Source organism: Kerstersia similis, from assembly GCF_965139615.1.
In the GTDB taxonomy this organism is placed as follows: Bacteria; Pseudomonadota; Gammaproteobacteria; order Burkholderiales; family Burkholderiaceae_B; genus Kerstersia; species Kerstersia similis.
This window is the reverse complement of sequence record NZ_CBCSIQ010000017.1, coordinates 1-24,284: the sequence shown is the minus strand read 5'-3', so window position 1 is coordinate 24,284 and position 24,284 is coordinate 1. Positions and strand designations below refer to the sequence as shown.

Sequence of the window (24,284 nt, the reverse complement as noted above, 5' to 3'; positions counted from 1 at the left end):
GACAGCTTCACGCCAGGAGTCTGCAGATGAATTCCCGAGCCGCCTTGGACGCACTGTGGCAATTGAGTGGCCTGCCGTCCGACGCATTGGATTGCATTTCCCTGACCGGCCGCGACCCGGTGTTCCCTTCCTCTTTCGCTGTTGGCACGGCAGCCCAGGCCAGCATTGCTGCCGCCGCCCTGGCCGCCTGTGAACTGGGACATGCGCGTGGCGTTCCCCGGCAGGACATTGCGGTGGATATGACCCATGCCGCCGTCGAATGCACCGGCTGGTTTTCGCTGGATGGCACCGCGCCGGATCTGTGGGACCCTTTCGCCGGCCTGTACCGTTGCGCCGATGGCCATGTCCGCGTGCACACCAACTTCCGCCATCACCGTGATGGCGCGCTGCGCCTGCTTGGCCTGGATCCGGACTCGGCCACGCGCGCGGATGCCGAACGCGCCATGCTGCACTGGCATGCCCTGGACTTCGAACAGGCCACGGCCGAACGCGGGCTGGTGGCCACGGCGCTGCGCCGCTTCGACCAATGGGACGCGTCACCACAAGGCCAGGCCATTGGCACCCAGCCGCTGCTGAGCATGACCCGCATCGGCGACGCGCCGCCCCTGCCGCTTCCCGCGCTGGCCCAGGACGAACGTCCGCTCTCGGGCATACGCACGCTGGACCTGACACGCATCCTGGCCGGCCCGGTAGGCGGGCGCGCGCTGGCATCCTTTGGTGCGGACGTCATGCTGGTCAACTCGCCGCAGCTGCCAAATATCGCCGCCATCGCCGAGACCAGCCGCGGCAAGCGCTCTACCCATCTGGATCTGCGCACCGAGGACGGATGTGAGACCTTGTGGCGGCTCATAGGCGACGCGCACGTTTTCTCCCAGGGCTACCGGCCTGGCGGGCTGTCGGATCTCGGTTTTTCACCGGCCGCGCTGGCGCAGCGCCGGCCTGGCATCGTGGCCGTGTCCCTGACCGCCTATGGCACCCAAGGGCCATGGGCGGAACGGCGCGGCTTTGATTCGCTGATCCAGACTGCCATGGGTTTCAACCATGCCGAAGGCGAAGCTGCGGGCGATGGCAAGCCGCGCGCGCTGCCCATGCAGATCCTGGACCAGGCCAGCGGCTTCCTGATGGCCTTCGGCGCGGCTTGCGCACTATGGCGCCAGCAGCAGGAAGGTGGCAGCTGGCACGTTCAGGTCTCCCTGGCTCAGACCGGCCAATGGCTGCGCGGCCTGGGACGTGTCGAGCATGGACTGGCGATAAAAAAGCCGGACGACACCCCCTGGCTGGATAGCGCGCCGTCCGGTTTCGGGCTGCTGCGCGCCATTCGTCCCAGCGCGCAACTGCGACGCACCCCTGCCGGCTACAGCAGGCCCTCAGTTCCGCCCGGAACGAACCGGCCCGAGTGGTAAGGCCGGCACCACCCAGGCCGGCCTGATGATGCCCCCCGATCAGAGCAATCCAGAGCAGGCCGGCCCAGACCAGCCCCTTCCCAGCAGACCGTCACGATCGGGCCGGGCCGGGCAGACCTGACAGCGCCAGCGGCCAGCGTTACACCGCCGATCCTGCGGGTCGTGCTGTCGTGACGCCGTGATGGGCATCCCTTGCCCTGCTGCGGCGGGCATTCCAGACACCCAGCGCCACAATCACGGCGGTCAGCAGTGCTGTCGCCAGCACTTCATTGCGGTGTTTCTCAAGCGTCAGCATGATGCCCAGCGCCAGCACGATGAAACCGATCACCGCCCAGGTCAGCCAAGGATAGAGCCACATGCGGAATTCGATTGGATGGCCGTCTGCAATCAACTGGCGCCGCATCCGCAACTGGGAAATGGCAATGACCAGATAGACCAGCAAGGCAACCGCCCCCGAAGACGCCAGCAAAAAGGTGAATACCTTCTCCGGCATGAAGTAATTGACGGCTGTCGTCAGAAAGCCTACCGCCGTACTGGCCAGCACCGCCGCCCTGGGCACATGGTTGATGCTGGTCTGTTGCAGCGCCGCCGGCGCATCACCGCGACGCGCCAGCGAGAACACCATGCGCGACGAGGTATAGATGGCGGAGTTCAGGCAGCTGGCCACCGCCACCAGCACAACGATATCCACAATCAGCTTGGCATGCGGAATATTGAGCAGTTCCAGGGCACGCTGATAGGAACCGACCTGCAGGAGCGTCGGGTCATTCCAGGGCACGATAGACACGACAATGAAGATGGATACCAGGTAGAACAAACCGATACGCCAGATCACCGAATTGGTCGCGCGCGTGATCTGGCGAGCCGGATCACGCGATTCGGCTGCCGCAATGGTCACGATCTCCGTGCCCATGAAACTGAACATGGTCGTCAGCAAGGCACCCAGCACCGCTGCCGCGCCGTTGGGCATGAAGCCGCCGGTGGATGCCATCAGCGCCGCCAGCCCGCTGGCGCGGTGATCCGGCAGCCCACCAGCCAGCGCAATGGCGCCCAGCACGATAAAGGCAATGATGGCCAGCACCTTGAGCAGCGCAAACCAGAATTCGAACTCGCCGTAGCGCGCCACGCTGAACAGATTGGTGACCGTCAGCAAGGTGGTCACGACCAAGGCAAACACCCAGGTATCAATCATAGGGAACCAGGCATTCAGGATGGCTGCCGCCGCAATGGCTTCCAGCGGAATCACCAGCACCCAGAACCACCAATACAGCCAACCAATGGTAAAGCCGGCCCAGCGCCCGATGGCACGATCCGCATAGGTTGAAAACGAGCCGGTATCCGGGGCGGCAACCGCCATTTCCCCGAGCATGCGCATGACCAGAACCACCAGGGTGCCGGCAATCAGATAGGCCAGCAGCACGGCCGGTCCGGCGGCTGCGATGGCATGACCGGAACCAACGAACAGTCCTGCGCCGATCACGCCGGCAATGGACAGCATCGTGACATGGCGTTGTTTCAGCCCCGGCGCCAGGGCCGCATTCCGCTGGTTGTTGAGCTGCGAAGCCAAAATGACTTTTGACATATTTTTGTCTCCTGTATGCATCGACAGGGCCAGGTTCCGCGGGGATACGGCAACGGTAAGCACATATCATCGGGACGCTGCCTGCCATGCGGCGGCGCATGTTTTATAAGGTGGAAGGCCGCCATCATTTGTTGTCTCGCCAAGGCCTTGTGGGCCTTTTCTCCTTTTGTTCACTGCCACTACCCTCTACCACTGCCACCGTCTGTTCCGGTCTAGCTCCCGTAACGAAAACAGGCATGACCGGTGCGGGTCATGCCTGTTTATGTTCTTGCCTAGAGGCTGGGGAATGCGAACTGTGAAGCCTCATGGGTGGCGCGCTGCGGCCAACGCTGGGTAATGGCCTTGCGGCGGGTATAGAAGCGCACGCCATCGGGACCATAGGCATGCAGATCGCCAAAGAGCGAACGCTTCCAGCCGCCGAAGCTGTGATAAGCGACCGGCACGGGCAAGGGCACGTTGACCCCGACCATTCCCACTTCGATTTCATCGCAGAACAAACGTGCCGCTTCACCATCACGCGTGAAGATGCAGGTACCGTTGCCATACTCATGTTCGTTGATGAGCTGCATGGCGGCTTCCAGGCTATCGACCCGCACAATGCACAGCACCGGCCCGAAAATTTCATCGGTATAGATGCTCATGTCCGGCCGGACATGATCAAACAGCGTGCCGCCAACAAAGAAACCCGACTCATAGCCAGCCACCTTCAGGTTGCGGCCATCCACCACCAGCTTCGCCCCGGCCTGCACCCCGGCGTCGATATAGCCTTGCACCCGGTCGCGCGCTGCCGCCGTCACCAGCGGCCCCATGTCCAGCCCGCAGGACGTCCCTGCCCCTATCCTGAGCGCCTGGATACTGGGCACCAGTTTTTCCACCAGCGCATCCGCGACCGCGTCGCCCACGCACACGGCAACCGATATCGCCATGCAGCGCTCGCCGCAGGAACCGTAGGCCGCGCCCATCAAGGCATTGACGGCATTATCGAGATCCGCGTCCGGCAGCAGCACGGCATGGTTCTTCGCGCCGCCCAGGGCCTGCACCCGTTTGCCATGGCGGCAGCCTTCGGCATAGATGTACTCGGCAATCGGCGTAGAACCGACAAAGCTCAGGGCCTTGACCTCGGGCGCGACGATCAGCCCGTCCACGGCCTCCTTGTCGCCGTTCACCACATTGAGCACCCCCTTTGGCAGGCCCGCCTCCAGGAACAGTTCGGCAATGCGCAAGGTGGAGCTGGGATCGCGTTCCGAGGGCTTGAGAATGAAGGTATTGCCGCAAGCGATGGCCAGCGGATACATCCACAGCGGCACCATGGCCGGGAAGTTGAATGGCGTGATGCCGGCCACGACACCCAGGGGCTGGAAATCGCTCCATGCGTCGATGGCGGGGCCGACATTGCGGTTGTATTCGCCCTTGAGCAATTCCGGCGCGGCGCAGGCATATTCAACGTTTTCTATACCGCGCTTGAGCTCGCCTGCCGCGTCTTCGATCGTCTTGCCATGCTCCTGGCTGATCAGCAACGAGATTTCATCCTGGTGCTGCTCCAGCAACTGCTTGAAACGGAACAGCACCTGGGCCCGGCGCGCCGGCGGCGTATTGCGCCATGCGGGAAATGCGGCGCTGGCCGAAGCGATGGCCTGCTGCAGCGTTGCGGCGTCGGCCAGCGCCACCTGCCCGGTGACCTCGCCTGTCGAAGGATTATAGACATCCGCCTGGCGGCCGCCCCCCTGAACCCGAACGCCATCAATCAGATGCGGAATGATCGACATACTCTTGTCTCCTCGGATGAATCTTGGAAATTGTTGTTATTGCGCGATGGCCACCGGGCCGTCCATGGCCTGAACCGCCCGGTGACGCAGGCGAGCCGCGCCGGCCTGCGTGTAATCCTGGTGAGTGCTCAAGGCACCTGGTTGAGAACCTCGCCCACGGCATTGAACAGGCTGTCGAGTTCGGCTGGTGTAGCGGTGAAAGGCGGCCCGAACTGCAGGGTGTCGCCACCGAAGCGCACATAAAACCCTTTGCGCCACAGCGCCAGCCCGGCCTCGAACGGACGGATGGCGGGATCGCCGTCGCGGGGCGCCAGTTGCAGGGCGCCGGCCAAGCCGCAATTGCGGATGTCGATGACATGGCGAGTGCCCTTGAGGCCATGCAGCGCCTGCTCGAAGTGCGGCGCCAGCGCGGCGGCGCGTTCGATCAGGCTTTCGCGTTCCAGCAGTTCCAGTGTGGCCAGCCCCGCAGCGCAAGCCACTGGATGCGCGGAGTAGGTGTAGCCATGGCCGAACTCGACCAGATGCTCACCGATGTCCTGCCCCATGAAGGTGTCGTAGATCGCATCGCTGGCAATCACGGCCCCCATCGGGATGGCGCCATTGGTCAGCTGCTTAGCAACCGTCATGATGTCCGGCGTCACGCCGAAGAATTCCGCGCCGGTCGTGCTGCCCATGCGGCCAAAACCAGTGATCACTTCATCGAAAATCAGCAGGATATTGTGCTGGTCGCAGATTTCGCGCAGGCGTTGCAGATAGCCTTGCGGCGGCACCAGCACGCCGGCCGACCCGGACATCGGCTCGACGATCACGGCGGCGATATTCGACGCATCATGCAGTTCGATCAGGCGCAGCAGATCGTTGGCCAATGCCACACCGCCAGTCTCGGCCTGACCGCGCGTGAATTCGCAACCGGCCTGCAAGGTGTGCGGCAGGTGGTCCGCATCCATCAGCACACCGAACATCTTGCGATTGCCGCCGATACCGCCCAGGCTGGTGCCCGCGACGTTCACACCGTGGTATCCACGCGCACGGCCTATCATTTTCGTCTTGGACGCCTGACCACGGATACGCCAATAGGCACGTGCCAGCTTCACGGCAGTATCCGCACACTCGGAACCCGAGTTGGTGAAGAACACATGGTTCAGCTTGCCCGGTGCCAGCTCGGCCACTTTCTCCGCCAGCTGAAAGGCCAGCGGATGGCTGAATTGGAAGGCCGGCGCATAATCCAGCGTGCCCAGTTGCTGAGCGACCGCTTCCTGGATTTCCGTCCGGCTATGGCCGGCACCGCAGGTCCAGAGACCGGACAGGCCGTCGAACACCTTGCGGCCCGTGGCGTCGATCAGCCAATGGCCGGATGCCGCGATGATCAGGCGCGGGTCCTTCTGGAAATTCCTGTTGGAACTGAAAGGCATCCAATGCGCCTTCAGGTTCAGGCCCGTCTCCGTCTCGGATGGGGAAAATGTCTGCAAATTCATCGCGATACCCCTTTATTGTAAGGAATGATGCGACTCATTATGCCCAGCAGATTAGATGAGTAAAATACAAATGTTCTCAACAATACTTATCTATTTTCTAACCTGAATGGAAAAGAACTTTTTGGCCCAGGTCACGGATTTCGATCTGCGCATGCTGCTGGTTTTCCGTACCGTGGCCGAATATGGGGGCTTTGCCGCTGCGGAAAGCGCGCTGGGCATCACTCGCTCGGCCATCAGCCAGCATATGTCCGACCTGGAAAAACGCCTGGGCATGCGCTTATGCCAACGTGGCCGCGCAGGGTTTGCCCTGACCGACCAGGGTAGGGAAATCCTGAGGGCCAGCGAGGCCCTGCTGGCATCCATCGAAGACTTCCGGCGCGAAGTCAACCAGCTGCATAACCATCTGCGCGGCGAGCTGAATCTGGGGCTGATGAATAACCTCGTGACCCAGACCCGCACCCGCATCACCAACACGCTGCGCGACCTGCGCCGCCAGAGCGACGGCATCCGCATCAACATCAGCATGAGCACACCCGGAGACATCGAGCGCGGCCTGTTCGACGGACGCCTGCACATCGGCGCCCTACCCGATATCACGCCGCTTTCCGGGCTGGAATACCTGCCGCTCTACGATGAAATTTCCCTGCTCTACTGCAGCCATCTGCATCCGCTGGCTTGCACTGGCGGCCAGGCGACTCTGGCGCAGATCCAGCAGGCCGGCACCGTGGCCCCGGGCTATCGCATGACTGCCGAAGCCTTGCGGCTGCACCAGGACCTCAACTGCGTCGCCCGCGCCACCGACCGCGAAGGCATCGCCTTCCTGATCCTCACCGGCGAATACATCGGCTTCCTGCCCTGCCACTATGCCGCCACCTGGGTAGAAAAAGGCCTGATGGTGGCCTTGCAGCCCGAACGCATGCAGTTCACCGTACCGCTGACCATCGCCACCCGCAAGGGCAGGCGCTCGAACCTGCTGGTCGATCACTTCCTGACGACTCTCGCCAACGACGGTCAAAGCCCACGCTGAGTAAAGCCTTGACGCGCGCTGGCCCGGATACCATCGACGGCATCCGGGCCAGCCGCCGCCTTGTCTTTATGCATGATTACAAATGCCGATGGCTGCATACCATTGGCACACCTGCCAACTGGCCGATCAAGGCCGCCATCCCCTCGGCGCTGGACTGATCCAGCCCCGCCAGCCGCACCATGCGAAAGCCCATCGCCAGGCTGTATTGCCAATCCAACTCCAGGATGCGATAGCTGCGTCCCTGGGCCGTGCAATACCACTGCGCCGCAGGATCATCGTAGGCCGCACCGATGAAATCGGCCGGCGAATCGAACGGCGGCAGGCAAACCAATGCTTCCTGCGTGCCGGGCAAACAGGGATTGTCCAGATTTTCCCCAACGGCCACTGCTGGCGCCGGGCCGTCGTAAGCCAGCAGCATCAACGGAAAATCCACGGGCTGCGCATCATAGGCAGCCTGTGCTTCCTGGCTGAGCCAGGGCCGGGCTGCCGGCCCCAGGCAGTACTGCGGGCTGTGCCAGTCACTGCCTTCGTCATCCGAATACAGGCGCGCCAGCTCGATGCCCCGGCTGGCCAGCAAGGCCTGCGTTTCTTCTATCGTCGCGTCGTGCCGAATCGGCAGATCCGCCGGCAGATAACCGGCCCGCACATACTGCACCAGCACATCGCCCGTCGTGCGCTGGCGCTCGTCATACTGGTACGACCCGGCATTCAGGGCCGCCAGCGCAAAACTCAGGTTCAACAGGGCTGGACGCGGAATCATGGCGCCACGAGGCTCCAGCACATATCCGCCCGCCAGCAAGCGGGCTTGCAGCGCGCGCCAGTCCGGCGGCGGCAAGTGCATATCGCGCGGACAGAGGAACTGGTGGTTTTCAGACATGGGATCGACTCGTCATGGAAAAAACAGGCGCGGCACAAACAAGCATAGCCCGGACCAGACAGTTGGCGGCACTCGCGCGGCAAGCCGGCCGAGTTTCACACGTGGCTCATGGCCTGCCCCTGGCGCACCAATTGTCCTTCCTGCCAGCCAGGATGAAACTCCAGCGCTGCCTGCGGCATCAGCACCACGACGGTGGAACCCAGCTGGAAATGCCCCATTTCAGCGCCTTGCGCCAGATCCGTCGCAGGCTCGCCGCCACGATAGGCCCATTGGCGTATCGGCCCCCGGCCCGTCTGGCTGACCTGGCCATGCCAGACGGTCGAAATGCTGCCGACGATGGCCGCGCCGACCAGCACCATGGCGAAGATCCCATGCTGCGGATGCTCGAACCAGCAGACGAGCCGTTCATTGCGGGCCAGCAGGCTATCAATGCCACGCACGATATCCGGTCGCACCGAAAAAAACGTTCCAGGCACATGCCGCATGCCCAATAGGCGCCCGGCACACGGCATGTGGACGCGGTGATAGTCACGCGGGCTCAAATATACGGTGGTAAAGCGCCCGCCTTCGAAATGGCGGGCAAGCTCCGCATCGGCCAGCAGTTCATCGACGGCATAGGCTCGCTGCTTGGCCTGGATCATCCGCCCGGCGCCTATCCAGCCCAGCTGGCTCACCGTGCCGTCAGCGGGGCTGACCCAGCGTGACTGGGCAAGGGGACGCGCGCCAGGCCGGAGTTTCCGGGCAAAGAAGTCATTGAAGCTCGGATAGTCGGCCGGCATCGGGCGGCCTGCTTCGTGCAGGGTCACGCCATGCCGCCACATGAAAGACCGGATCAGGGCCTGCGCGACCAGCGGATGGCGATTCTGCGCCAGATGGCCAGCCACACGCGTCAGCAGGCGCAAAGGCAGGAGATGCTGCAACAGGACGGAAACGGACATGGCATGGATAACGTAGGCAAGTGTTGACACGGATATTATTGTACCGGTACATAATATATACTGGCATATGACAAAATTGGCTATCTGGAACCCGCCATCAATCCCTGGCTGTGTACGGCACCGAGCCCGGCCAAGGCTGTTCCGGCACCCCCAACACTTTTTTGCTCAGGCCCTCCTGATCCGGTCCGAGCCTGCCCACCACCCCGACGGGTGACATTCTTCGATCTGAAACCATGACAACACAGCAGCGCCCCTTCAATTTCGGCCCCGGCCCGGCAACACTGCCCGCAGAAGTCCTCCAGCAGGCTGCTGACGAATTGCCGGATTGGCACGGCAGTGGCATGAGCGTGATGGAAATGAGCCATCGCGGCCCGGAGTTCATCGCCATCTACGAGCATGCGGTCTCGGGACTGCGCACGCTGCTGGATGTACCGCCCGACTTTCACATCCTGTTCCTGCAAGGCGGCGGCATCGGCGAGAACGCCATTGCACCGCTGAATCTTTCGCAAGGTGGCGTTCTCGATTTCGTATTGACCGGCAGCTGGAGCAGAAAGTCCTATGAAGAAGCCGGCCGCTATGCCAGCGCCGCACGTATCGCCGCCAGCGGCGAAACCTCTGGCCATACAGGCATTCCGCCAGCGGCAAGCTGGAATATCAGCCCCGGCGCGGCCTATGTGCATCTGTGCAGCAACGAGACCATCCAGGGCGTGCAGTTCCATGAACTGCCGGATCTGGCCGCGCTGGGCACCGACGCGCCGCTGGTCGTGGACTGTTCCTCCGATATTGCTTCCAGGCGCTTTGACTGGCGCCGGATCGGCATGGCGTTTGCCGGGGCGCAGAAAAACCTGGGTCCGGCGGGCCTGACGCTGGTCTTCGTGCGCGAGGCCTTGCTGGGCCGGGCCATGCCCATTTGTCCCAGCGCATTCAATTACGAGCTGGTGGCGCGCAACCAATCCATGTACAACACCCCGCCGACATGGGGCATCTATCTGGTCGGCCTGATGGTGGACTGGATGCTGCGTCAGCGTGAAGGAGAACTGAGCGGCCTGGCAGCGCTGGAAGTCCGCAATCAGCGGCAGGCAGCCAAGCTGTATGCCGCCCTGGACGCCAGCGATTTCTATATCAATCGGGTCGATCCGGCTGTGCGCTCATGGATGAACGTCCCCTTTACGCTGGCCGACGCACAGCGCGACGAAGCGTTTCTCGATGGCGCGGCCCGGCACGGGCTGCTTCAGCTCAGGGGGCACAACTCCGTGGGCGGCATGCGCGCCAGCCTTTACAACGCCATGACCGATGAGGGTGTCGATGCCCTGATCGCCTATCTCCAGGACTTCGAACGCAGGCAGGCATGACCATGGAAAACTCGTCTTTCATCAGCCCGCTGATTCGTGATTTGCGCCCCTATCAGCCCGGCGAACAGCCGCTGGACGCAGGCGTCCTCAAGCTCAATACCAACGAGAACCCATACCCGCCCTCGCCGCGAGTCATAGACAGCATTTGTGATGAAGCGAACCGGAATCTGGCGCTGTACCCGGATCCGGAATCCGAGATGCTGTGCGCCACGATTGCCTCGTTCTACGGTGTCAGGCACAGCCAGGTCTTCGTGGGCAATGGTTCCGACGAAATCCTGGCCCATGCCTTCAGCGCCTTCTTCCGCCACGGCCATGCCAGGCTGCTCGTGCCGGACATCACCTATGGTTTTTATAAAGTCTATTGCCAGCTGTTCGGCATCCCGCCCCTGCCGGTCGCTGTCGATGACGCGCTGCGCCTGGATCCGGCGAAGTTTGCCGAACAGGCCCAGGCCGAGGGTGATATCGCAGGTATCGTCATTGCCAATCCCAATGCCCCGACCGGAGAAGGTCTCTCCCTGGATGCGATCCGCTATCTGTTGGCCATCAACCCTGATCGTGTTGTGCTGGTGGATGAAGCCTATGTCGATTTCGGCGGCCATTCCGCGATCAGCCTGGTGGCGCAGCACCCCAATCTGCTGATCGTCCAGACCCTGTCCAAATCGCGCGCGCTCGCCGGCCTGCGCGTGGGCTTTGCAATCGGCCAGGAAAGCCTGATCAATGCCTTGAAAGGCGTGAAGAACAGCTTCAACTCCTATCCGTTGGGGCGTCTGGCCCAGCAAGGCGCCATTGCCGCCTTCGAAGACCTGACCTACTTCGAACAGACACGCAAAGCCGTCATCGCCACTCGGGAACACTTGGCACAACAACTCGCCGGCCTGGGTTTCGATGTGCTGCCATCCTGTACCAACTTCCTATTTGTCCGGCACCCGGATCACGATGCGGCGCAGCTGGCCGGCCAGCTGCGCGCAGCAAAAATCCTGGTGCGCCATTTTCCTCAGGAACGGATCGCGCAATTCCTGCGCATCTCTGTCGGCACGGATCTGCAGACGGCACGCCTGCTGAACGTGCTGGCCGGTGTGCTGGGCCGGACAGCAGCCAGGCGGGAAAGCAGGCCGGCGCCCCCCGCCGCTGGCCGCCACTGCACTCAGGCCACGCAGTCCACGAAATAACGCGCCTGGCCCGCCGCGTCCTTCACTTCCACGAAACCGTGGATATCGGTGCTGAATCCCGGCGCCAGACGATGCAATTCACGAGAGAACTGTAGATACTCGACAATCGTCCGATTGAAGACCTCGCCAGGAATCAACAAGGGGATTCCTGGCGGGTATGGCGTAATCAGGCTGGTCGTGATGCGGCCTTCCAGCTGGTCGATTTCCACCCGTTCTGTCCGGTGCGTGGCGATATGCGCATAGGCTTCGCTGGGCTTCATCGCCGGTACTGCTTCTTCCAGGTACATGCCGGTCGTCAGGCGGGCAATATCGTGGCGTGCATAGATGGCATGGACATGTTCGCAGAGGTCACGCAAACCCATTTCCTCGTAGCACGGATATTTCTGGCAGAAATCCGGCAAGATGCGCCACATCGGAACGTTGCGGACGTAGTCGTCCTTGAACTGCTGCAAGGCCGTTACCAGGGAATTCCAACGGCCTTTGGTAATGCCGATGGTGAACATGATGAAGAAGCTGTAGAGCCCGGTTTTTTCAATGATCACGCCGTGCTCTGCCAGGAACTTGGTCACGATGGGCGCAGGTATCCCGGTGGCGTCAAAACGCCCGTCCAGATTCAGGCCAGGCGTCACGATGGTGGCCTTGATCGGGTCGAGCATATTGAAGCCTGCCTCTATCTCGCCAAAGCCATGCCACTGCGCGTCCTGGCCAGCGCCGGACAATACCCAGTCCTGCGCGCTGCCCATGCCTTCCATTTCCGGCGTCTCCGGCCCCCACACCTTGAACCACCAATCCCCGGCCGGAAACTGCTCGCCCACCTGGCGCATGGCACGACGAAAATCCAGCGCTTCGGCAATGCTTTCCTCAACGAGCGTCTGGCCTCCCGGCGGCTCCATCATGGCGGCGGCCACATCGCAGCTGGCAATGATGGCGTACTGCGGCGATGTGGACGTATGCATAAGATACGCCTCGTTGAACAGGTGCCTGTCAAAACGCGGATTCGCGGCATCCTGCACCAGGATATGGCTGGCCTGGCTGATGCCAGCCAGGAGCTTGTGGGTCGATTGCGTGGAATACACCACGGAACTGACCGGCCGCGCGCGTTTCTTGCCCATGGCGTGATACGTGCTGTAGAACGGATGAAAAGCCGCGTGGGGAATCCAGGCTTCGTCGAAATGCAATGCCTCGACATAGCCATCCAGCGCGGACTTGATGACTTCAGTGTCATACATGATGCCGTCATAGGTGGACTGCGTCAGCACCAGCACACGCGGCGTGAGCGCATCCGTGTCCCTGCCGGCCAGCAAGGGGTGCTCACGCATCCTGGCCTTGATGGCTGCCGGGGAGAACGCCTCGCGCGGAATCGGTCCGATGATGCCAAGATGGTTGCGCGTGGGGCGCAGGAAAACCGGAATGGCGCCTGTCAGCACGATGCTATGCAGGATGGACTTATGGCAATTCCTGTCCACGACCACGACATCGCCAGGCGCTACCGCATGCTGCCAGACGATCTTGTTGCTCGTGCTGGTGCCGTTGGTCACGAAAAAGCAGTGATCCGCATTGAAGATGCGCGCCGCATTGCGTTCGCTGGCACCGATGGCGCCATTGTGATCAAGCAACTGGCCCAGTTCCTCCACGGCATTGCAGACATCCGCACGCAGCATGTTTTCACCGAAGAACTGATGGAACACCTGCCCCACCGGACTCTTCAAAAAAGCCACGCCACCGGAGTGTCCAGGGCAGTGCCAGGAATAGGAGCCATCTTCCGCATAGTCCAGCAAGGCCTTCAGGAACGGCGGCTTGATGCCGTTGAGATAGTTTTTCGCCTCGCGGATCAGATGGCGTGCAACGAATTCCGGCGTGTCCTCAAACATGTGCAAGACACCGTGCAGTTCGCGCAGGATGTCGTTCGGCATGTGGCGCGCTGTTTTCGTTTCTCCGTACACATAGATCGGCACATCCACATTGCGCCGCCGCACTTCACGGATGAATGTGCGGATGTTCTGCAGTGCAGGCGCGGTTTCAGCGTCGTGGGTGAACTCCTCATCGTCTATGGAGAGGATGAAGGTGCTGGCGCGGCTCTGCTGCTGGGCGAATTGGCTGAGGTCGTGGTAGCTGGTGACGCCGAGGGCATCGAACCCTTCGGACTGGATCGCCTGCGCCAGTGCGCGTATGCCCAGGCCCGAGGAGTTTTCTGAACGGAAGTCTTCGTCAATGATGACGATGGGAAAGTGGAACGGCATGGCGTGTCCTGTCGAGGGAAAAGGGTTCGAAAACTGGAAAGTGCTGGGTTCCGAGGCCTGCTGCCCCCCAGAGTGTTGAAAAACACTTGCCCAAATCTTCGACACGGATCATAATACGTTTTGTCCCATGACAAAACACGGCGCGGTAGCAAAGTGGCCATGCGATGGATTGCAAATCCATTCAGGTTGGTTCGATTCCAACCCGCGCCTCCACCAGCCTTTGCCCTGGTCCATTGCACCAGCCTGGGCTATGGCAAAATCCAATCTTTCAGATTGGCAGGCCAAAATGAGTGCTGGCCTGTCCGGAACAGATCTTTGTCACGGAACGATATGGCGATACAAGGCAAGACCGCTGCGGAACTCTTCGACTGCGTGCGCGCCCTGGCGCAATCGCAACAACTACGCCCCGGTGACTCCCTGCCGCCGGTACGGGATCTGGCGGCCACGCTGGGCATCGGCAGGAATACCGTGGCGGCGGCCTATCGTCGGCTGGTGGTTGCAGGCATCGCTTCCACCCATGGCCGTCTCGGCACGATCATCCGCAATCAGTGCGATCCTGGCGAACAGGAAGGAACACTGGCAGGCTCTCCGCTGACCGACCTGGCCAGCGGCAACCCCAATCCTGACTGGCTGCCGGATATCGCCGCAGCCTTGCAGCGCAAGCCCTACCAGCCTCGGCTCTATGGCGAACCTTCCGTCAACCCTGGCCTGAAGCAGCATCTCCAGCAGTGGATGACGCCGGATTGCCCGCCACAGGACATTGAGATCGACCTGGCGCATGGCGCCATCGACGCCATTGAAAGACTGCTTATTGCCTATCTGGCTGCAGGCGATAAGGTCGCGGTCGAGAACCCCTGCTTTCTGAGCAGCCTGCATACTTTGCGCACCCTGGGCCTGCAGGCAAGTGGCGTACCTGTCGATGCCGAAGGCATGCTGGCGGGTGAGCTGGAAACCGCGCTGGAAAAAGGCGCCCGGGCGGTCATCCTGACCCCGCGGGCGCACAATCCCACCGGCTGCAGCCTGAGCGAAAAGCGGGCCCGCGCCATCTCTCGCGTACTGGCCCGGCACCCCAACGTTCTGGTCATCGTGGACGATCACTTCGCCCTGCTGTCGGACGCCACCTATCACTCCGTCATTCCGAAAGAGGCGGCGCGCTGGGCCCTCATCCGTTCATTCACCAAGGCCCTCGGGCCGGATATCCGCATGGCGGCCATCGCCAGCGACAGCGTCACTTCACGACAATTGCGCCTGCGGCTGACGTCCGGCACGAATTGGGTCAGCCACCTGCTGCAAGACATCGTCGAAACCATCATCACCCAAGCTGAAACCGCCAGCCTGCTGGCCAGTGCCCGGGCGGACTACCGCCAGCGACGCCTGGCGCTGGAACAGGCCTTGCACCACGAAGGCGTGGGATTCCAGCCCGACGGGGACGGCCTCAACCTCTGGATCCCCCTGGAGACAGACGACCAGGCTGTTGCGCTGGATCTGGCCCGCCAGGGCTGGCTGGTGCGCCAGGGCCGGAGTTTCTCGGTGGATGAGGCCGTCCAGGGGCTGCGCATCACCATTTCAAGCATCAGCCCGGCGCAATGCGCGCAGTTGGCCCGGGATATCCGGCGCAGCCTGGGTTAAGACGGCTGGCGCGATCCTTGCGGATTTGCAAGGATCGCGCCAGCCCCCCATGTGCCGGGTCAGCGGTACACGGGATGTCTGCGGCAGAGCGCCACGACCTGCTCGCGCACCTGTGGCACCACCGCTTCCAGACGCCCCGCTTCCAGGGCATCCAGCACATCGCACAGCCAGCCTGCCAGCTGTTCACATTCAACCACGCCGAAGCCGCGCGTCGTGACCGCGGGCGTGCCGATACGCAGCCCGGAGGTCACAAAAGGCGAGCGCGGATCATTGGGTACGGAGTTCTTGTTCGTCGTGATATAGGCATCGCTCAGAGCGGCATCGGCATCCTTGCCGGTGTAGGGTTTGCTCGACAGGTCGATCAGCATCAGGTGATTGTCGGTGCCGCCGGAAACAATGCGGTAACCGCGCTGCATCAGCACCGCCGCCATGGCGCGGGCATTGATCAAGACCTGGCGTTGATAGGTCTTGAACGCCGGTTGCAGGGCTTCCTTGAAGGCAATGGCCTTGGCTGCGATCACGTGCATCAGCGGGCCGCCCTGAACGCCAGGGAATACGGCGGAATTGAGCTTGCGGTAGAACTCGTCATCCTGGCCTTTGGCAAGAATGATGCCGCCGCGCGGGCCGCGCATGGTCTTGTGGGTGGTGCTGGTCACCACATGGGCGTGCGGCAGCGGGTTCGGATATTCACCGGCAGCAACCAGGCCGGCAACGTGCGCCATGTCCACCCAGAAGATGGCCCCCACCTTGTCGGCAATGGCGCGCATGCGTGCCCAGTCCTTGTAGCGCGAATAGGCGGAAAAGCCCCCGATCAGCATCTTGGGCCGGGTCGCCAGCGCAATGCGTTCCATCTCGTCATAGTCGATCAGGCCTGTTTCCGTATTCAGGCCATAAGGCACGATCTTGTAATGCCGGCCGGAGAAATTCGACGGGTTGCCGTGCGTCAGGTGGCCGCCCTGGGCCAGATTCATGCCCATGACCGTATCGCCAGGCTGGGCCAGCGCCAGGAACACAGCGGCATTGGCCTGCGCGCCGGCATGTGGCTGGACGTTGGCGTAATCGCAATCGAACAGCTGCTTGAGACGTTCGATGGCCAGGCTTTCGGCCACATCCACGTTTTCACAGCCGCTGTAATAGCGCTTGCCCGGATAACCTTCGGCATATTTGTTGGTAAACACCGAATTCTGGATCGCCATGACCAGCGGACTGGCATAGTTTTCGGAAGCGATCAGCTCGACATGGTCCTCCTGGCGGCGTTCTTCACGCTGCACGGCGGCGGCAAGCTCGGGATCGAATTCGGCAAGGGTCAGGGATAAGTCGTACATGATGAAAGTCCTATCGTCGGAAAGGGGGATGTTTCGAGGCGCGGGACGCGCCGGGGATGTCCATATCCAGCTGGCGGCGCAGCTCCCGGAAAAGATCACTGGCTGCCGCCAGCGCGGCGGCGGCCGGTTTGTCCGCCAGTTGCGCGGCCAGCCACGGGCCGATGATGAGCGCATCCGCCATGCTGGCAAGCCGACGGGCGGTTTCCATCTCTCCGGCGCCTGTAGCCAGCCCCAAGGGAATGGCAATATGCTGGCGTATGCGCCATAAGCGGTCTTGCACCTGCACCAGTTCTGCGGGACGCACAGCGGCCTCGCCGGTGAAGAAGCGGCCATGGGCATAACCGCTGGCACGACCGGCCAGTTGCCGGACCTCATCCTCTGCAACCGCTGGCGCCAGGCCGACAATCCAGTCCAGGCCGCAGCCGCGCAGCGGCAACGCCAAGGCGTCAGACAAGGTGGGAGACGGGTCGAAAACCAACACGCCATCCCCCCCGGCCAAGGCGACCGCTTCGGCCAGTGCCGCTGGCCGAAGCCAAGCACCGTGGCCTTCGATGTACCGGGCCGGGCCTGCCAGCACGACGGGGGTAGCGGTATCGGACAGGCGGAACTGCGCAACCTGATCCAGTATCTGACGCCAGCGGGTCGCCAGAGACCCCGCCCCATCGTCACCGGGAACATCAGGCACAGGCTGAACGCAGGTTCGCAGCTCCACGGCTGGCATGCCCAGCTCGATGATGTCCGCCCCGGCCTCGACCAGCACGTGCATCAATGCCGGCGTGATCTCCGCATGCGGATAGCCTGCTGTCACGGAGGCTATCAGTGCCTTGCGTGACTGCTGGCCCAAGCGCTCGAAGGTGGCGGCGATCCGTCCCATACCCCGGCCTCCGGTTCAGTCTTGAATCTGGTAGGTGAAATGGCGCAGGCGCTCACCCGGCAAGGCGTGCTGCGCAGGATCATGAACCGAACCCTCGCGGCAGACCGGCGGCAACAGCAATTCGGCACACTGCGCCCGGCTGGTACGGTGCAAGGCCCGCACCACCTGATCACATGCCAGCGAAGCAGCCTCCGGCAGCTCGACGCCATTGAGCCAATGCCCGGTCAGGGCGGCGCAGAACATATCGCCGGTTCCCTTGGGTGCCAGCGCGATGCGTGGATGCGTAATGACTTCAGCCTGCGTGCGTGTCACCAGCACCACCTGCATTTCGTCGCTGGCACAGGCCTCGGGCGCAGCGCTGGTCACGGCGACCCATTCGGTCCGGCCCGTCAGCAGCGTACGCGCAGCGGCGATAACGCAAGCGGTGTCCCCCACTGGCAGGCCGGTCAGCTGGGCCAATTCGAAACCATTGGGCGTCAGCCCGTCCGCCAGCGGCAGAATATCGCGGCGATAGGCGTCCACCAGCCCGGCATCGACATAGATGCCGTGATCGTGATCCCCCAACACCGGATCGACCACGATACGCATATCCGCCTGCCGGCACAGTTGCTCCCTCAGCCAGCCCACCAGCGCGCCTGCCTGTTCCGGGCCGCCCAGATAGCCGACCAGCACCGCCCGCAATGCCTGCAAGGCACCCCGCGCCACAAGATCATTCAGATAGCCGGCAAACCATTGCACAGGCACCGCACCACCATGGATGCTCGGATAGTGTGGGGTATTGCTGAACAGCACGGTCGGCACCGCGGCCACAGACACGCCCAAGGCTTCCAGGGTAGGAACGGCCACGCTATTGCCCACGCGGCCATAGACCACCTGGGACTGCACGGACACCACATCTATCGGCAGCGGATTCATGATGATGCCTCTGGACTGTCCTGGGCGCCGGCAGCCGATGGCCAGTAATAGCTGTCCGGCAAGGGACGGGCGCCGAAAATGGCCTGGCCCACACGCACCACCGTGGCCCCCTCCTCGATGGCGATTTCGAAGTCGCCCGACATGCCCATGGACAGTTCCGCCAGGTCTATCCCTGCCGGTGCGTCCTGCCGCAGCCTGTCGCGCAGATTGCGCAGCAGGATGAAACATTGCCGCACGCGCTCGGCTTCGGCGGAAAACAGTGCCAGGGTCATCAGGCCGCGCACCCGCAGCGCGGAAAACGCAGGCAACTGTTTGATGAAACCTTCGACATCTTCCGGCGCCAGGCCGTACTTGCTTTCCTCCCCGGAAGTATTCACCTGGACAAACACATCCAGCGACCGTCCTTCGGCCTGCAAACGCTTGTCCAGCGCTTCCGCCAGGCGCAGGCTGTCCAGGGCCTGGAATTCGCTTGCAAAGCGTGCCACCAGCCGGGCCTTGTTGGTTTGCAGGTGGCCGATCACCGACCAGCGCAGGTCGGTCAGATCCTGCATGGCCTCCCACTTGCCATAGGCCTCCTGAACCTTGTTTTCCCCCAGCAGGCGGCAACCGGCGGCATAGGCCAGGCGCAGACTGGACTCGGGCTTGGTCTTGCTGACCGGCAGCAGCCGGACGCTGGCGGGATCGCGTCCCGCTCGCAGGCAGGCAGCGGCGATACGCGCCTGCACATCAGCAATATTCTGGCGAAAATCTTCGACGGTAGCGGCCTGCGGATAGCGGCCATGCTGGTCGTGCCGAGTTTGAGTTCCTATTGATTCCGACATGGCGTAACTGTGGCTCCTGAGATACATGCGATTGATCCAGACTCATGACTGATTTATATATCCGAAATGGCCCATAAAACCTGACCACTTTTTCACAAGCATATAGACCAATTGTTCAAGCACGCCCAACTTGAATCCGTCAAAGCATGGATCGCCGACCCTACGCATAGCGCCTTGCCACTGCATGCCCGCATCCGGCGGGCAATACGGCAACTGATCCTCAGCGGTGCGCTGGAAGCCGGCCGCCCCTTGCCCGCATCGCGCCTGCTGGCTCGTTCGCTGGGCGTTTCACGCGGCACGGTGGAGGAAGCCTATGGCCAGCTGCAAACCGAGGGCTTCATCGAGCGACGGGTAGGCAGCGGCACCTATGTCTCCGAGCAGATACAGCGCCGGCCTGGCCGCCAGCGCTCGCCACAGGCAACCCAGCACAGACCGGCGCTGCGCCTGAGCCAGCGTGGCTGCGCCATGCTGGAAAGCGGCGGCCTGCGCGACTTCGTGGCGCCGCGCGCCTTTGCTCCCGGCGTGCCGGAAACCCGCAACTTTCCGCTGCATACCTGGGAACGCCTGCAGCGCCAGGTCATCAAGGAATATGGCACCAGCATCCTGCTGCACAGCCCGCCGCAAGGCCTGGAAGCGCTGCGCCAGGCCATTGCCGACTACGTCAATCTTGAACGCGGGGCGCATGCCTCAGCAGACCGGGTACTGGTACTGACCAGTTCCCAGCAGGCCCTGACCCTATGCGCCAATGTTCTGCTCGATGCCGGTGACCGCATCTACATCGAAGACCCCGTTTACCATGGTGCTCGCAAGGCCTTCGACGCTGCCGGCCTGACTTGCGTGCCTGTGCCCCTGGATGCCGAAGGCATGCGAACGGAATACCTGCGCCAGGCCAGATCGCCGGAAGCGTCGGCCACGGCGGTATTTCTCACGCCCTCCCACCAGTTTCCCACCGGCACGACGCTGGCACTGGAACGACGCCTGGCCATCATCGACTGGGCTCAGCGCGAGCAGGCCTGGATCATCGAAGACGACTACGACAGCGAATTCCACTACGTCGGCAAGCCCACGGCCTGCGTGCAAGGACTGGACCCGCATGACCGCACGATCTACATCGGCACCTTCAGCAAATCGCTGTTTCCCGGCCTGCGCATCGGCTATATGGTCCTGCCGCCGCAGCTCGTCGCCCCCATGAGCGTCGCGCGCACCCTGCTGGACGGGCACAGCGCGCCCATTCCCCAGCTGACCCTGGCGCGCTTCATAGACGGCGGGCATTTCGGCGCCCATGTCCGCACGATGCGGGCCGTCTATGCCGAGCGGCGCGACGTCCTGGCGCGGCTGGTGCGCGAACACCTGGGCGGCTTCCTGGAACCCCGCATCCCCGACGGCGGCATGCAAATGCCGTGCCTGCTGACCCAGGACATCCCTGAAACCGAGGCCGTCGCCACGGCACGCAGGGCAGGCATAGACCTGCTGGGCCTGACCGCCCTGCACGCCTCCACACAGCACCGGGCCGGGTTCCTGACGGGGTTCGCAGCGCATACGCCGGGCGAAATGGAAATCGCCGTCAAGAAGCTGGCGAGCGTGTTGCGTGCGCTGGAAAGAAAGGGTGGGGAATGGCGGTGAGGGGTGGAAAGACTTGATTCGGACGAATGAAGTCGGACTTGGCACCCAACCCTTTAATGAATCATTTGAAATCCTCGCTAAAGAAGCAAGGATGTCACGTACTTGGGAGCGATATGATGACGGCTGCCACTATCCAAAGGCTTCAATAACAAAGCCTATATTTTTTCTATTATGGACAAAATTTATCAATAAAGACCATAATAGCAAACATGCCACGTAAACCACCCATCCTCTTTCCTCAAGAGCAGCATCTCCTGTCAGCGTTGGGAGAACGGCTGCGCCTTGCCCGCAAGCGACGCAAGTTAAGCAACGCCATCGTCGCGCAACGAGCAGGAATATCAAGGACCACCCTGTACAAGGTTGAGGCGGGTGATCCAGGGGCCACGCTGGGGTCCTATGTTCGGGTTCTGGCCGTACTAGGTCTTGAGGGCGACCTCAATCAGCTTGGGGCCGACGACAAAGTTGGTCGGAAACTGCAGGACCTGGCGCTTGAACCAACTTCCAAGCGCCGCCCGACCACCCCTACCAAAGTGGCCAAACCCTCGTCAGCCTCAAACAACGAGGAGTCAACATGAGCGCGCAGGACAATACCTTGGAAGTCTGGTTGGACGATGACCTTGGCCCTGCACGCCAGGTCGGCACGCTCGCCCATGACCGCGGCCAGATCCGCTTCCATTACGAACGCGATTGGCTACAAGACCCTCGCGCCTTTGCGCTGGACCCTGACCTCTCTCTCGACGAACACCCTTTTTTCCCCAAGCCTGAGCTAGGCAACTTCGGCATCTTCCTGGATTCGTCACCAGACCGATGGGGACAAACATTGATGAAGCGGCGCGAGGCGTTGCTGGCTAAGGACGAGCAACGCTCTCCCCGTACGCTGTACGCCTGGGACTTCCTGATCGGCGTGCAAGACCTCACGCGCCAAGGCGCCCTGCGCTTTCGCCGGCCAGGTACGGAAGCGTTTCTCGGCGACGAGAAAATGGCGGCGCCGCCGGTGACAACACTACGAGAGTTGGAAGCCGTGGCCTACCAACTCAGCAACCGGCGTATCGACGATCTGGATGCGCTACGAAAGTGGCTCGCCGTACTCGTCGCACCTGGCGCGTCTTTGGGGGGCGCAAGACCAAAGGCCAACTTTACCGACACCGACGGCTCACTCTGGATCGGCAAGTTCCCAGCCAGGGATGACGATCGAGACGTCGGCGCTTGGGAGTATGTCGTCCACCAGCTCGCGCAAGAAGCGGGGATAGACGTACCGCCTGCGAAGCTCATCAAGCTAAACAACGACTTCCATACCTTCTGCATCCAACGGTTCGATCGCACCAAGGGTTCGCGACGCTTCTATGCCTCGGCAATGACATTGCTTCGCAAGACTCAAAGTGAAGGGACGAGCTATCTGGAATTGGCGCAGTTCATTCGCACCCAGGGGGATGCCGAGCATGCGGATGCAGACTTGGAACAGCTATTCCGGCGAGTGGCGTTCAACGTCGCAGTTGGCAACCGCGACGACCACCTTCGCAATCACGGATTCGTGCTTGGCAAAACCGGATGGAGGCTTGCCCCCGCGTTTGACGTCAATCCGAATATCGACAAGGCCGAGCATGTCTTGAACCTTGACGACGTAGATAATCGACCTAGCCTGGAAACAGTCCTCAGCACAGCCGCTTTTTATTGGCTGAACGATGTGCAAGCACGGCAAATTGTGGATGAAATCGTCGTGGCCGTCGGTCATTGGCAGCACGTTGCTCGTCGAACTCATATTAGCGGTGCGGATATTGATTTGACTGCGGGAGCGTTCTCGGCAAACAAAGTATAGGGATTAAGGCTGCCGTGCAGAGGACTGCTTTCGGCCAGAAGCTGCCCTTGAAGTCGTGCTGCCAGTGACAGCTTCAGGCTGGAAGCAGACATGTTCAGGCGCTGTGCAACGTTTTTGCGGGTCGCAATCCCATTCGCCCACAGCCCATGGTGCCGCTTGCTCTGAAAAGTCAGTAGGCCGCGGCTCAGCGGTAGGGCAAAGCTCGTGGGTCCGAGCGCCTGCTAAGATTCCTTGTCAGTGCGCATGCTAGATTTCCCGGATAACGATAGAGTGAAGAAGAATGCAATGAAACGCGTAGCAAGACAGTCAACTAGGCTTGGCGCATTAGATTTGGCTGCGGATATTGGACAGGAGTTCAATCTTCCACTGAACCGCATTGGCGAGGTGTTTTCCTTTGACGAAGCCACCAAGCTTGGAATTGAGGATATGCGTCTTCTGATCGGCCGCCGGGCCGAGAAGATGTTCGAGTACATGGTGGCTTCGTTGGGGCAGGCAGAGCTGATTGCTTCAGAAGATACAGCGGCCCCACTCTATGACGGGGCCGATGTCCAAGCCCCCGACTACTTCGTAGCGCTAAAAACTGGTGAGCGCTACTTCGTGGAAGTCAAGCACGCGCGTACGGAGACCATCAGTAAACCGGTGACGTTCAGCAAGAATTACTTGGCAAGGCTCAAGCGCTATGCCTATCTCAAGGGCCACTCACTCACGATTGCCGTTTATTGGCAGTCGTTTGGGCAATGGACCATAAACAAGGTAGAAGACTTCGAGACACCAAAAGGTACGATAAATCTACGATTTCCAGATGCCCTGCAGCGAAACATTGCCGGAGCCTTTGGCGACCGAATGATTGGCGTAGTTCCCCCGCTCATTTGCCGCATACATGCAAAGCCAGAATGCCCAAGTGCAATCAACGAGGACGGTGTCGCTAACTTCATTATCAGCGCCCTCTCGTTCTATTCTGAGGGAAGGGAGATACTCTGTGAATTAGAGCGGCAAGTGGCGTTCTACCTGATGTTTCACTCAACTTGGGAAGAACACGGCCCCGTTGCGAAGATGGACGGCGACAGGGTGGATTTCATAGAATTTTTTGCACAGCCGCCCGAACGCAATGAGGCACAGGAGTTCGAGATGATTGGATCGACCGCTGGCATGGTCTCTAGGCATTTTGAATGGCTTACGACGGCGGACGCACGCATTGTTCGCCTCACCCCTCAACTTACGCCAAGCGAGATGGCTCCCGCCTTTGACGATTCCTATAGAGGAGAGATTCTCCGCATGTGGCTTTTCCATATAGAGCCGAACTACGAGCCCCTCATTCGCAAAGTGGGTCGGGGCCTGTCAGAGATTTCGTGTTTAAGGCATAACATGCACTCAAGGAGTGATTATGCCTCGCAAGACAAAGACCCCACTGCCGGTATTGCCGGTTATTCCAGCCGAACTGCTTGAACAGTT

19 protein-coding genes and 1 tRNA gene are annotated in these 24,284 nt (G+C 61.6%); 10 read left to right on the top strand and 10 right to left on the bottom strand.

The window, feature by feature from the left end; genetic code table 11:
* Positions 1-26: 26 nt before the first annotated feature.
* Positions 27-1,403, top strand: a complete 1,377-nt coding sequence (locus ACNA1V_RS11415) for a CoA transferase (RefSeq protein WP_415833730.1) — start codon at positions 27-29, stop codon at positions 1,401-1,403.
* 139 nt (positions 1,404-1,542) lie between these two features.
* Here the strand turns inward: ACNA1V_RS11415 and gabP are convergent, their stop codons facing one another.
* The 3 genes from gabP to aptA all read right to left on the bottom strand — a co-directional run bounded on the left by gabP (position 1,543) and on the right by aptA (position 6,226).
* A complete protein-coding gene (gabP, locus tag ACNA1V_RS11410; protein WP_415833729.1) occupies positions 1,543-2,985 on the bottom strand; it encodes a GABA permease in 1,443 nt (480 codons plus the stop codon).
* A gap of 272 nt (positions 2,986-3,257) precedes the next feature.
* Positions 3,258-4,769, bottom strand: coding sequence for a CoA-acylating methylmalonate-semialdehyde dehydrogenase (locus ACNA1V_RS11405; RefSeq protein WP_415833790.1), 1,512 nt, complete (start codon positions 4,767-4,769; stop codon positions 3,258-3,260).
* Between the two features lie 110 nt (positions 4,770-4,879).
* Complete coding sequence (aptA, locus tag ACNA1V_RS11400; RefSeq protein WP_415833728.1) at positions 4,880-6,226, bottom strand: omega-aminotransferase AptA; 1,347 nt, start codon at positions 6,224-6,226, stop codon at positions 4,880-4,882.
* Between the two features lie 106 nt (positions 6,227-6,332).
* On the opposite strand from aptA, the gene ACNA1V_RS11395 reads away from it, so the two are divergent.
* On the top strand, positions 6,333-7,253 hold the full coding sequence (locus tag ACNA1V_RS11395) for a LysR family transcriptional regulator (RefSeq protein WP_415833727.1): 921 nt from the start codon (positions 6,333-6,335) through the stop codon (positions 7,251-7,253).
* A 76-nt stretch (positions 7,254-7,329) separates the two neighbouring features.
* Here the strand turns inward: ACNA1V_RS11395 and ACNA1V_RS11390 are convergent, their stop codons facing one another.
* Complete coding sequence (locus tag ACNA1V_RS11390; RefSeq protein ID WP_415833726.1) at positions 7,330-8,130, bottom strand: hypothetical protein; 801 nt, start codon at positions 8,128-8,130, stop codon at positions 7,330-7,332.
* A gap of 95 nt (positions 8,131-8,225) precedes the next feature.
* Positions 8,226-9,068, bottom strand: a complete 843-nt coding sequence (gene asd / locus ACNA1V_RS11385; protein ID WP_415833725.1) for an archaetidylserine decarboxylase — start codon at positions 9,066-9,068, stop codon at positions 8,226-8,228.
* A 233-nt stretch (positions 9,069-9,301) separates the two neighbouring features.
* Between asd and serC the strand changes: the two genes are divergently transcribed.
* Together serC and hisC are read left to right on the top strand one after the other, a co-directional pair.
* A complete protein-coding gene (gene serC, locus ACNA1V_RS11380) occupies positions 9,302-10,420 on the top strand; it encodes a 3-phosphoserine/phosphohydroxythreonine transaminase (RefSeq protein WP_415833724.1) in 1,119 nt (372 codons plus the stop codon).
* A 2-nt stretch (positions 10,421-10,422) separates the two neighbouring features.
* Positions 10,423-11,589, top strand: coding sequence for a histidinol-phosphate transaminase (gene hisC / locus ACNA1V_RS11375; RefSeq protein WP_415833723.1), 1,167 nt, complete (start codon positions 10,423-10,425; stop codon positions 11,587-11,589).
* On the opposite strand, the gene ACNA1V_RS11370 is transcribed toward hisC, so the two are convergent.
* Positions 11,565-13,829 (bottom strand): Orn/Lys/Arg family decarboxylase, encoded by a 2,265-nt coding sequence (locus ACNA1V_RS11370; protein ID WP_415833722.1) that lies wholly within the window; start codon positions 13,827-13,829, stop codon positions 11,565-11,567. The genes hisC and ACNA1V_RS11370 overlap by 25 nt on opposite strands.
* A gap of 139 nt (positions 13,830-13,968) precedes the next feature.
* On the opposite strand from ACNA1V_RS11370, the gene ACNA1V_RS11365 reads away from it, so the two are divergent.
* Together ACNA1V_RS11365 and ptsJ are read left to right on the top strand one after the other, a co-directional pair.
* A tRNA-Cys gene (locus ACNA1V_RS11365) sits at positions 13,969-14,042 on the top strand.
* Between the two features lie 117 nt (positions 14,043-14,159).
* On the top strand, positions 14,160-15,458 hold the full coding sequence (gene ptsJ, locus ACNA1V_RS11360; RefSeq protein WP_415833789.1) for a MocR-like B6 salvage transcription factor PtsJ: 1,299 nt from the start codon (positions 14,160-14,162) through the stop codon (positions 15,456-15,458).
* Positions 15,459-15,517: 59 nt separating this feature from the next.
* On the opposite strand, the gene glyA is transcribed toward ptsJ, so the two are convergent.
* The 4 genes from glyA to ACNA1V_RS11340 are packed head-to-tail and all read right to left on the bottom strand — an operon-like array spanning position 15,518 to position 19,393.
* On the bottom strand, positions 15,518-16,783 hold the full coding sequence (gene glyA / locus ACNA1V_RS11355; protein WP_415833721.1) for a serine hydroxymethyltransferase: 1,266 nt from the start codon (positions 16,781-16,783) through the stop codon (positions 15,518-15,520).
* A 10-nt stretch (positions 16,784-16,793) separates the two neighbouring features.
* Entirely contained in the window at positions 16,794-17,657 is an 864-nt protein-coding gene (locus ACNA1V_RS11350; protein ID WP_415833720.1) for a tryptophan synthase subunit alpha, read from the bottom strand.
* Positions 17,658-17,672: 15 nt separating this feature from the next.
* Positions 17,673-18,572 (bottom strand): pyridoxine/pyridoxal/pyridoxamine kinase, encoded by a 900-nt coding sequence (pdxK, locus tag ACNA1V_RS11345; protein ID WP_415833719.1) that lies wholly within the window; start codon positions 18,570-18,572, stop codon positions 17,673-17,675.
* Positions 18,569-19,393 carry a YggS family pyridoxal phosphate-dependent enzyme gene (locus tag ACNA1V_RS11340; RefSeq protein WP_415833718.1) on the bottom strand — a complete coding sequence of 275 codons (825 nt, stop codon included), beginning with the start codon at positions 19,391-19,393 and terminating at the stop codon, positions 18,569-18,571. The genes pdxK and ACNA1V_RS11340 overlap by 4 nt, the downstream gene beginning before the upstream one ends.
* A 111-nt stretch (positions 19,394-19,504) precedes the next feature.
* Between ACNA1V_RS11340 and pdxR the strand changes: the two genes are divergently transcribed.
* The 4 genes from pdxR (at position 19,505) to ACNA1V_RS11320 (ending at position 24,278) form a co-directional block, all read left to right on the top strand.
* Entirely contained in the window at positions 19,505-21,016 is a 1,512-nt protein-coding gene (gene pdxR, locus ACNA1V_RS11335; protein WP_415833717.1) for a MocR-like pyridoxine biosynthesis transcription factor PdxR, read from the top strand.
* Positions 21,017-21,225: 209 nt separating this feature from the next.
* The gene (locus ACNA1V_RS11330; RefSeq protein WP_415833716.1) at positions 21,226-21,591 is read left to right on the top strand and encodes a helix-turn-helix domain-containing protein; all 366 of its coding nucleotides are present in this window, start codon (positions 21,226-21,228) and stop codon (positions 21,589-21,591) included.
* On the top strand, positions 21,588-22,832 hold the full coding sequence (locus ACNA1V_RS11325; RefSeq protein ID WP_415833715.1) for a type II toxin-antitoxin system HipA family toxin: 1,245 nt from the start codon (positions 21,588-21,590) through the stop codon (positions 22,830-22,832). The genes ACNA1V_RS11330 and ACNA1V_RS11325 overlap by 4 nt, the downstream gene beginning before the upstream one ends.
* A gap of 270 nt (positions 22,833-23,102) precedes the next feature.
* The gene (locus ACNA1V_RS11320; RefSeq protein WP_415833714.1) at positions 23,103-24,278 is read left to right on the top strand and encodes a hypothetical protein; all 1,176 of its coding nucleotides are present in this window, start codon (positions 23,103-23,105) and stop codon (positions 24,276-24,278) included.
* Positions 24,279-24,284: the final 6 nt, after the last annotated feature.

Bases quoted from the DNA above. Each gene is read 5' to 3' on its own strand.
- serC (WP_415833724.1), top strand. From the start codon at position 9,302: ATGACAACACAGCAGCGCCCCTTCAATTTCGGCCCCGGCCCGGCAACA.
- hisC (WP_415833723.1), top strand. From the start codon at position 10,423: ATGGAAAACTCGTCTTTCATCAGCCCGCTGATTCGTGATTTGCGCCCC.
- ACNA1V_RS11340 (WP_415833718.1), bottom strand. From the start codon at position 19,393: ATGTCGGAATCAATAGGAACTCAAACTCGGCACGACCAGCATGGCCGC.
- ACNA1V_RS11390 (WP_415833726.1), bottom strand. From the start codon at position 8,130: ATGTCTGAAAACCACCAGTTCCTCTGTCCGCGCGATATGCACTTGCCG.
- ACNA1V_RS11330 (WP_415833716.1), top strand. From the start codon at position 21,226: ATGCCACGTAAACCACCCATCCTCTTTCCTCAAGAGCAGCATCTCCTG.
- gabP (WP_415833729.1), bottom strand. From the start codon at position 2,985: ATGTCAAAAGTCATTTTGGCTTCGCAGCTCAACAACCAGCGGAATGCG.
- ACNA1V_RS11370 (WP_415833722.1), bottom strand. From the start codon at position 13,829: ATGCCGTTCCACTTTCCCATCGTCATCATTGACGAAGACTTCCGTTCA.
- ACNA1V_RS11395 (WP_415833727.1), top strand. From the start codon at position 6,333: ATGGAAAAGAACTTTTTGGCCCAGGTCACGGATTTCGATCTGCGCATG.
- aptA (WP_415833728.1), bottom strand. From the start codon at position 6,226: ATGAATTTGCAGACATTTTCCCCATCCGAGACGGAGACGGGCCTGAAC.
- pdxK (WP_415833719.1), bottom strand. From the start codon at position 18,572: ATGAATCCGCTGCCGATAGATGTGGTGTCCGTGCAGTCCCAGGTGGTC.
- ptsJ (WP_415833789.1), top strand. From the start codon at position 14,160: ATGGCGATACAAGGCAAGACCGCTGCGGAACTCTTCGACTGCGTGCGC.
- glyA (WP_415833721.1), bottom strand. From the start codon at position 16,783: ATGTACGACTTATCCCTGACCCTTGCCGAATTCGATCCCGAGCTTGCC.
- ACNA1V_RS11350 (WP_415833720.1), bottom strand. From the start codon at position 17,657: ATGGGACGGATCGCCGCCACCTTCGAGCGCTTGGGCCAGCAGTCACGC.
- ACNA1V_RS11415 (WP_415833730.1), top strand. From the start codon at position 27: ATGAATTCCCGAGCCGCCTTGGACGCACTGTGGCAATTGAGTGGCCTG.
- asd (WP_415833725.1), bottom strand. From the start codon at position 9,068: ATGTCCGTTTCCGTCCTGTTGCAGCATCTCCTGCCTTTGCGCCTGCTG.
- ACNA1V_RS11325 (WP_415833715.1), top strand. From the start codon at position 21,588: ATGAGCGCGCAGGACAATACCTTGGAAGTCTGGTTGGACGATGACCTT.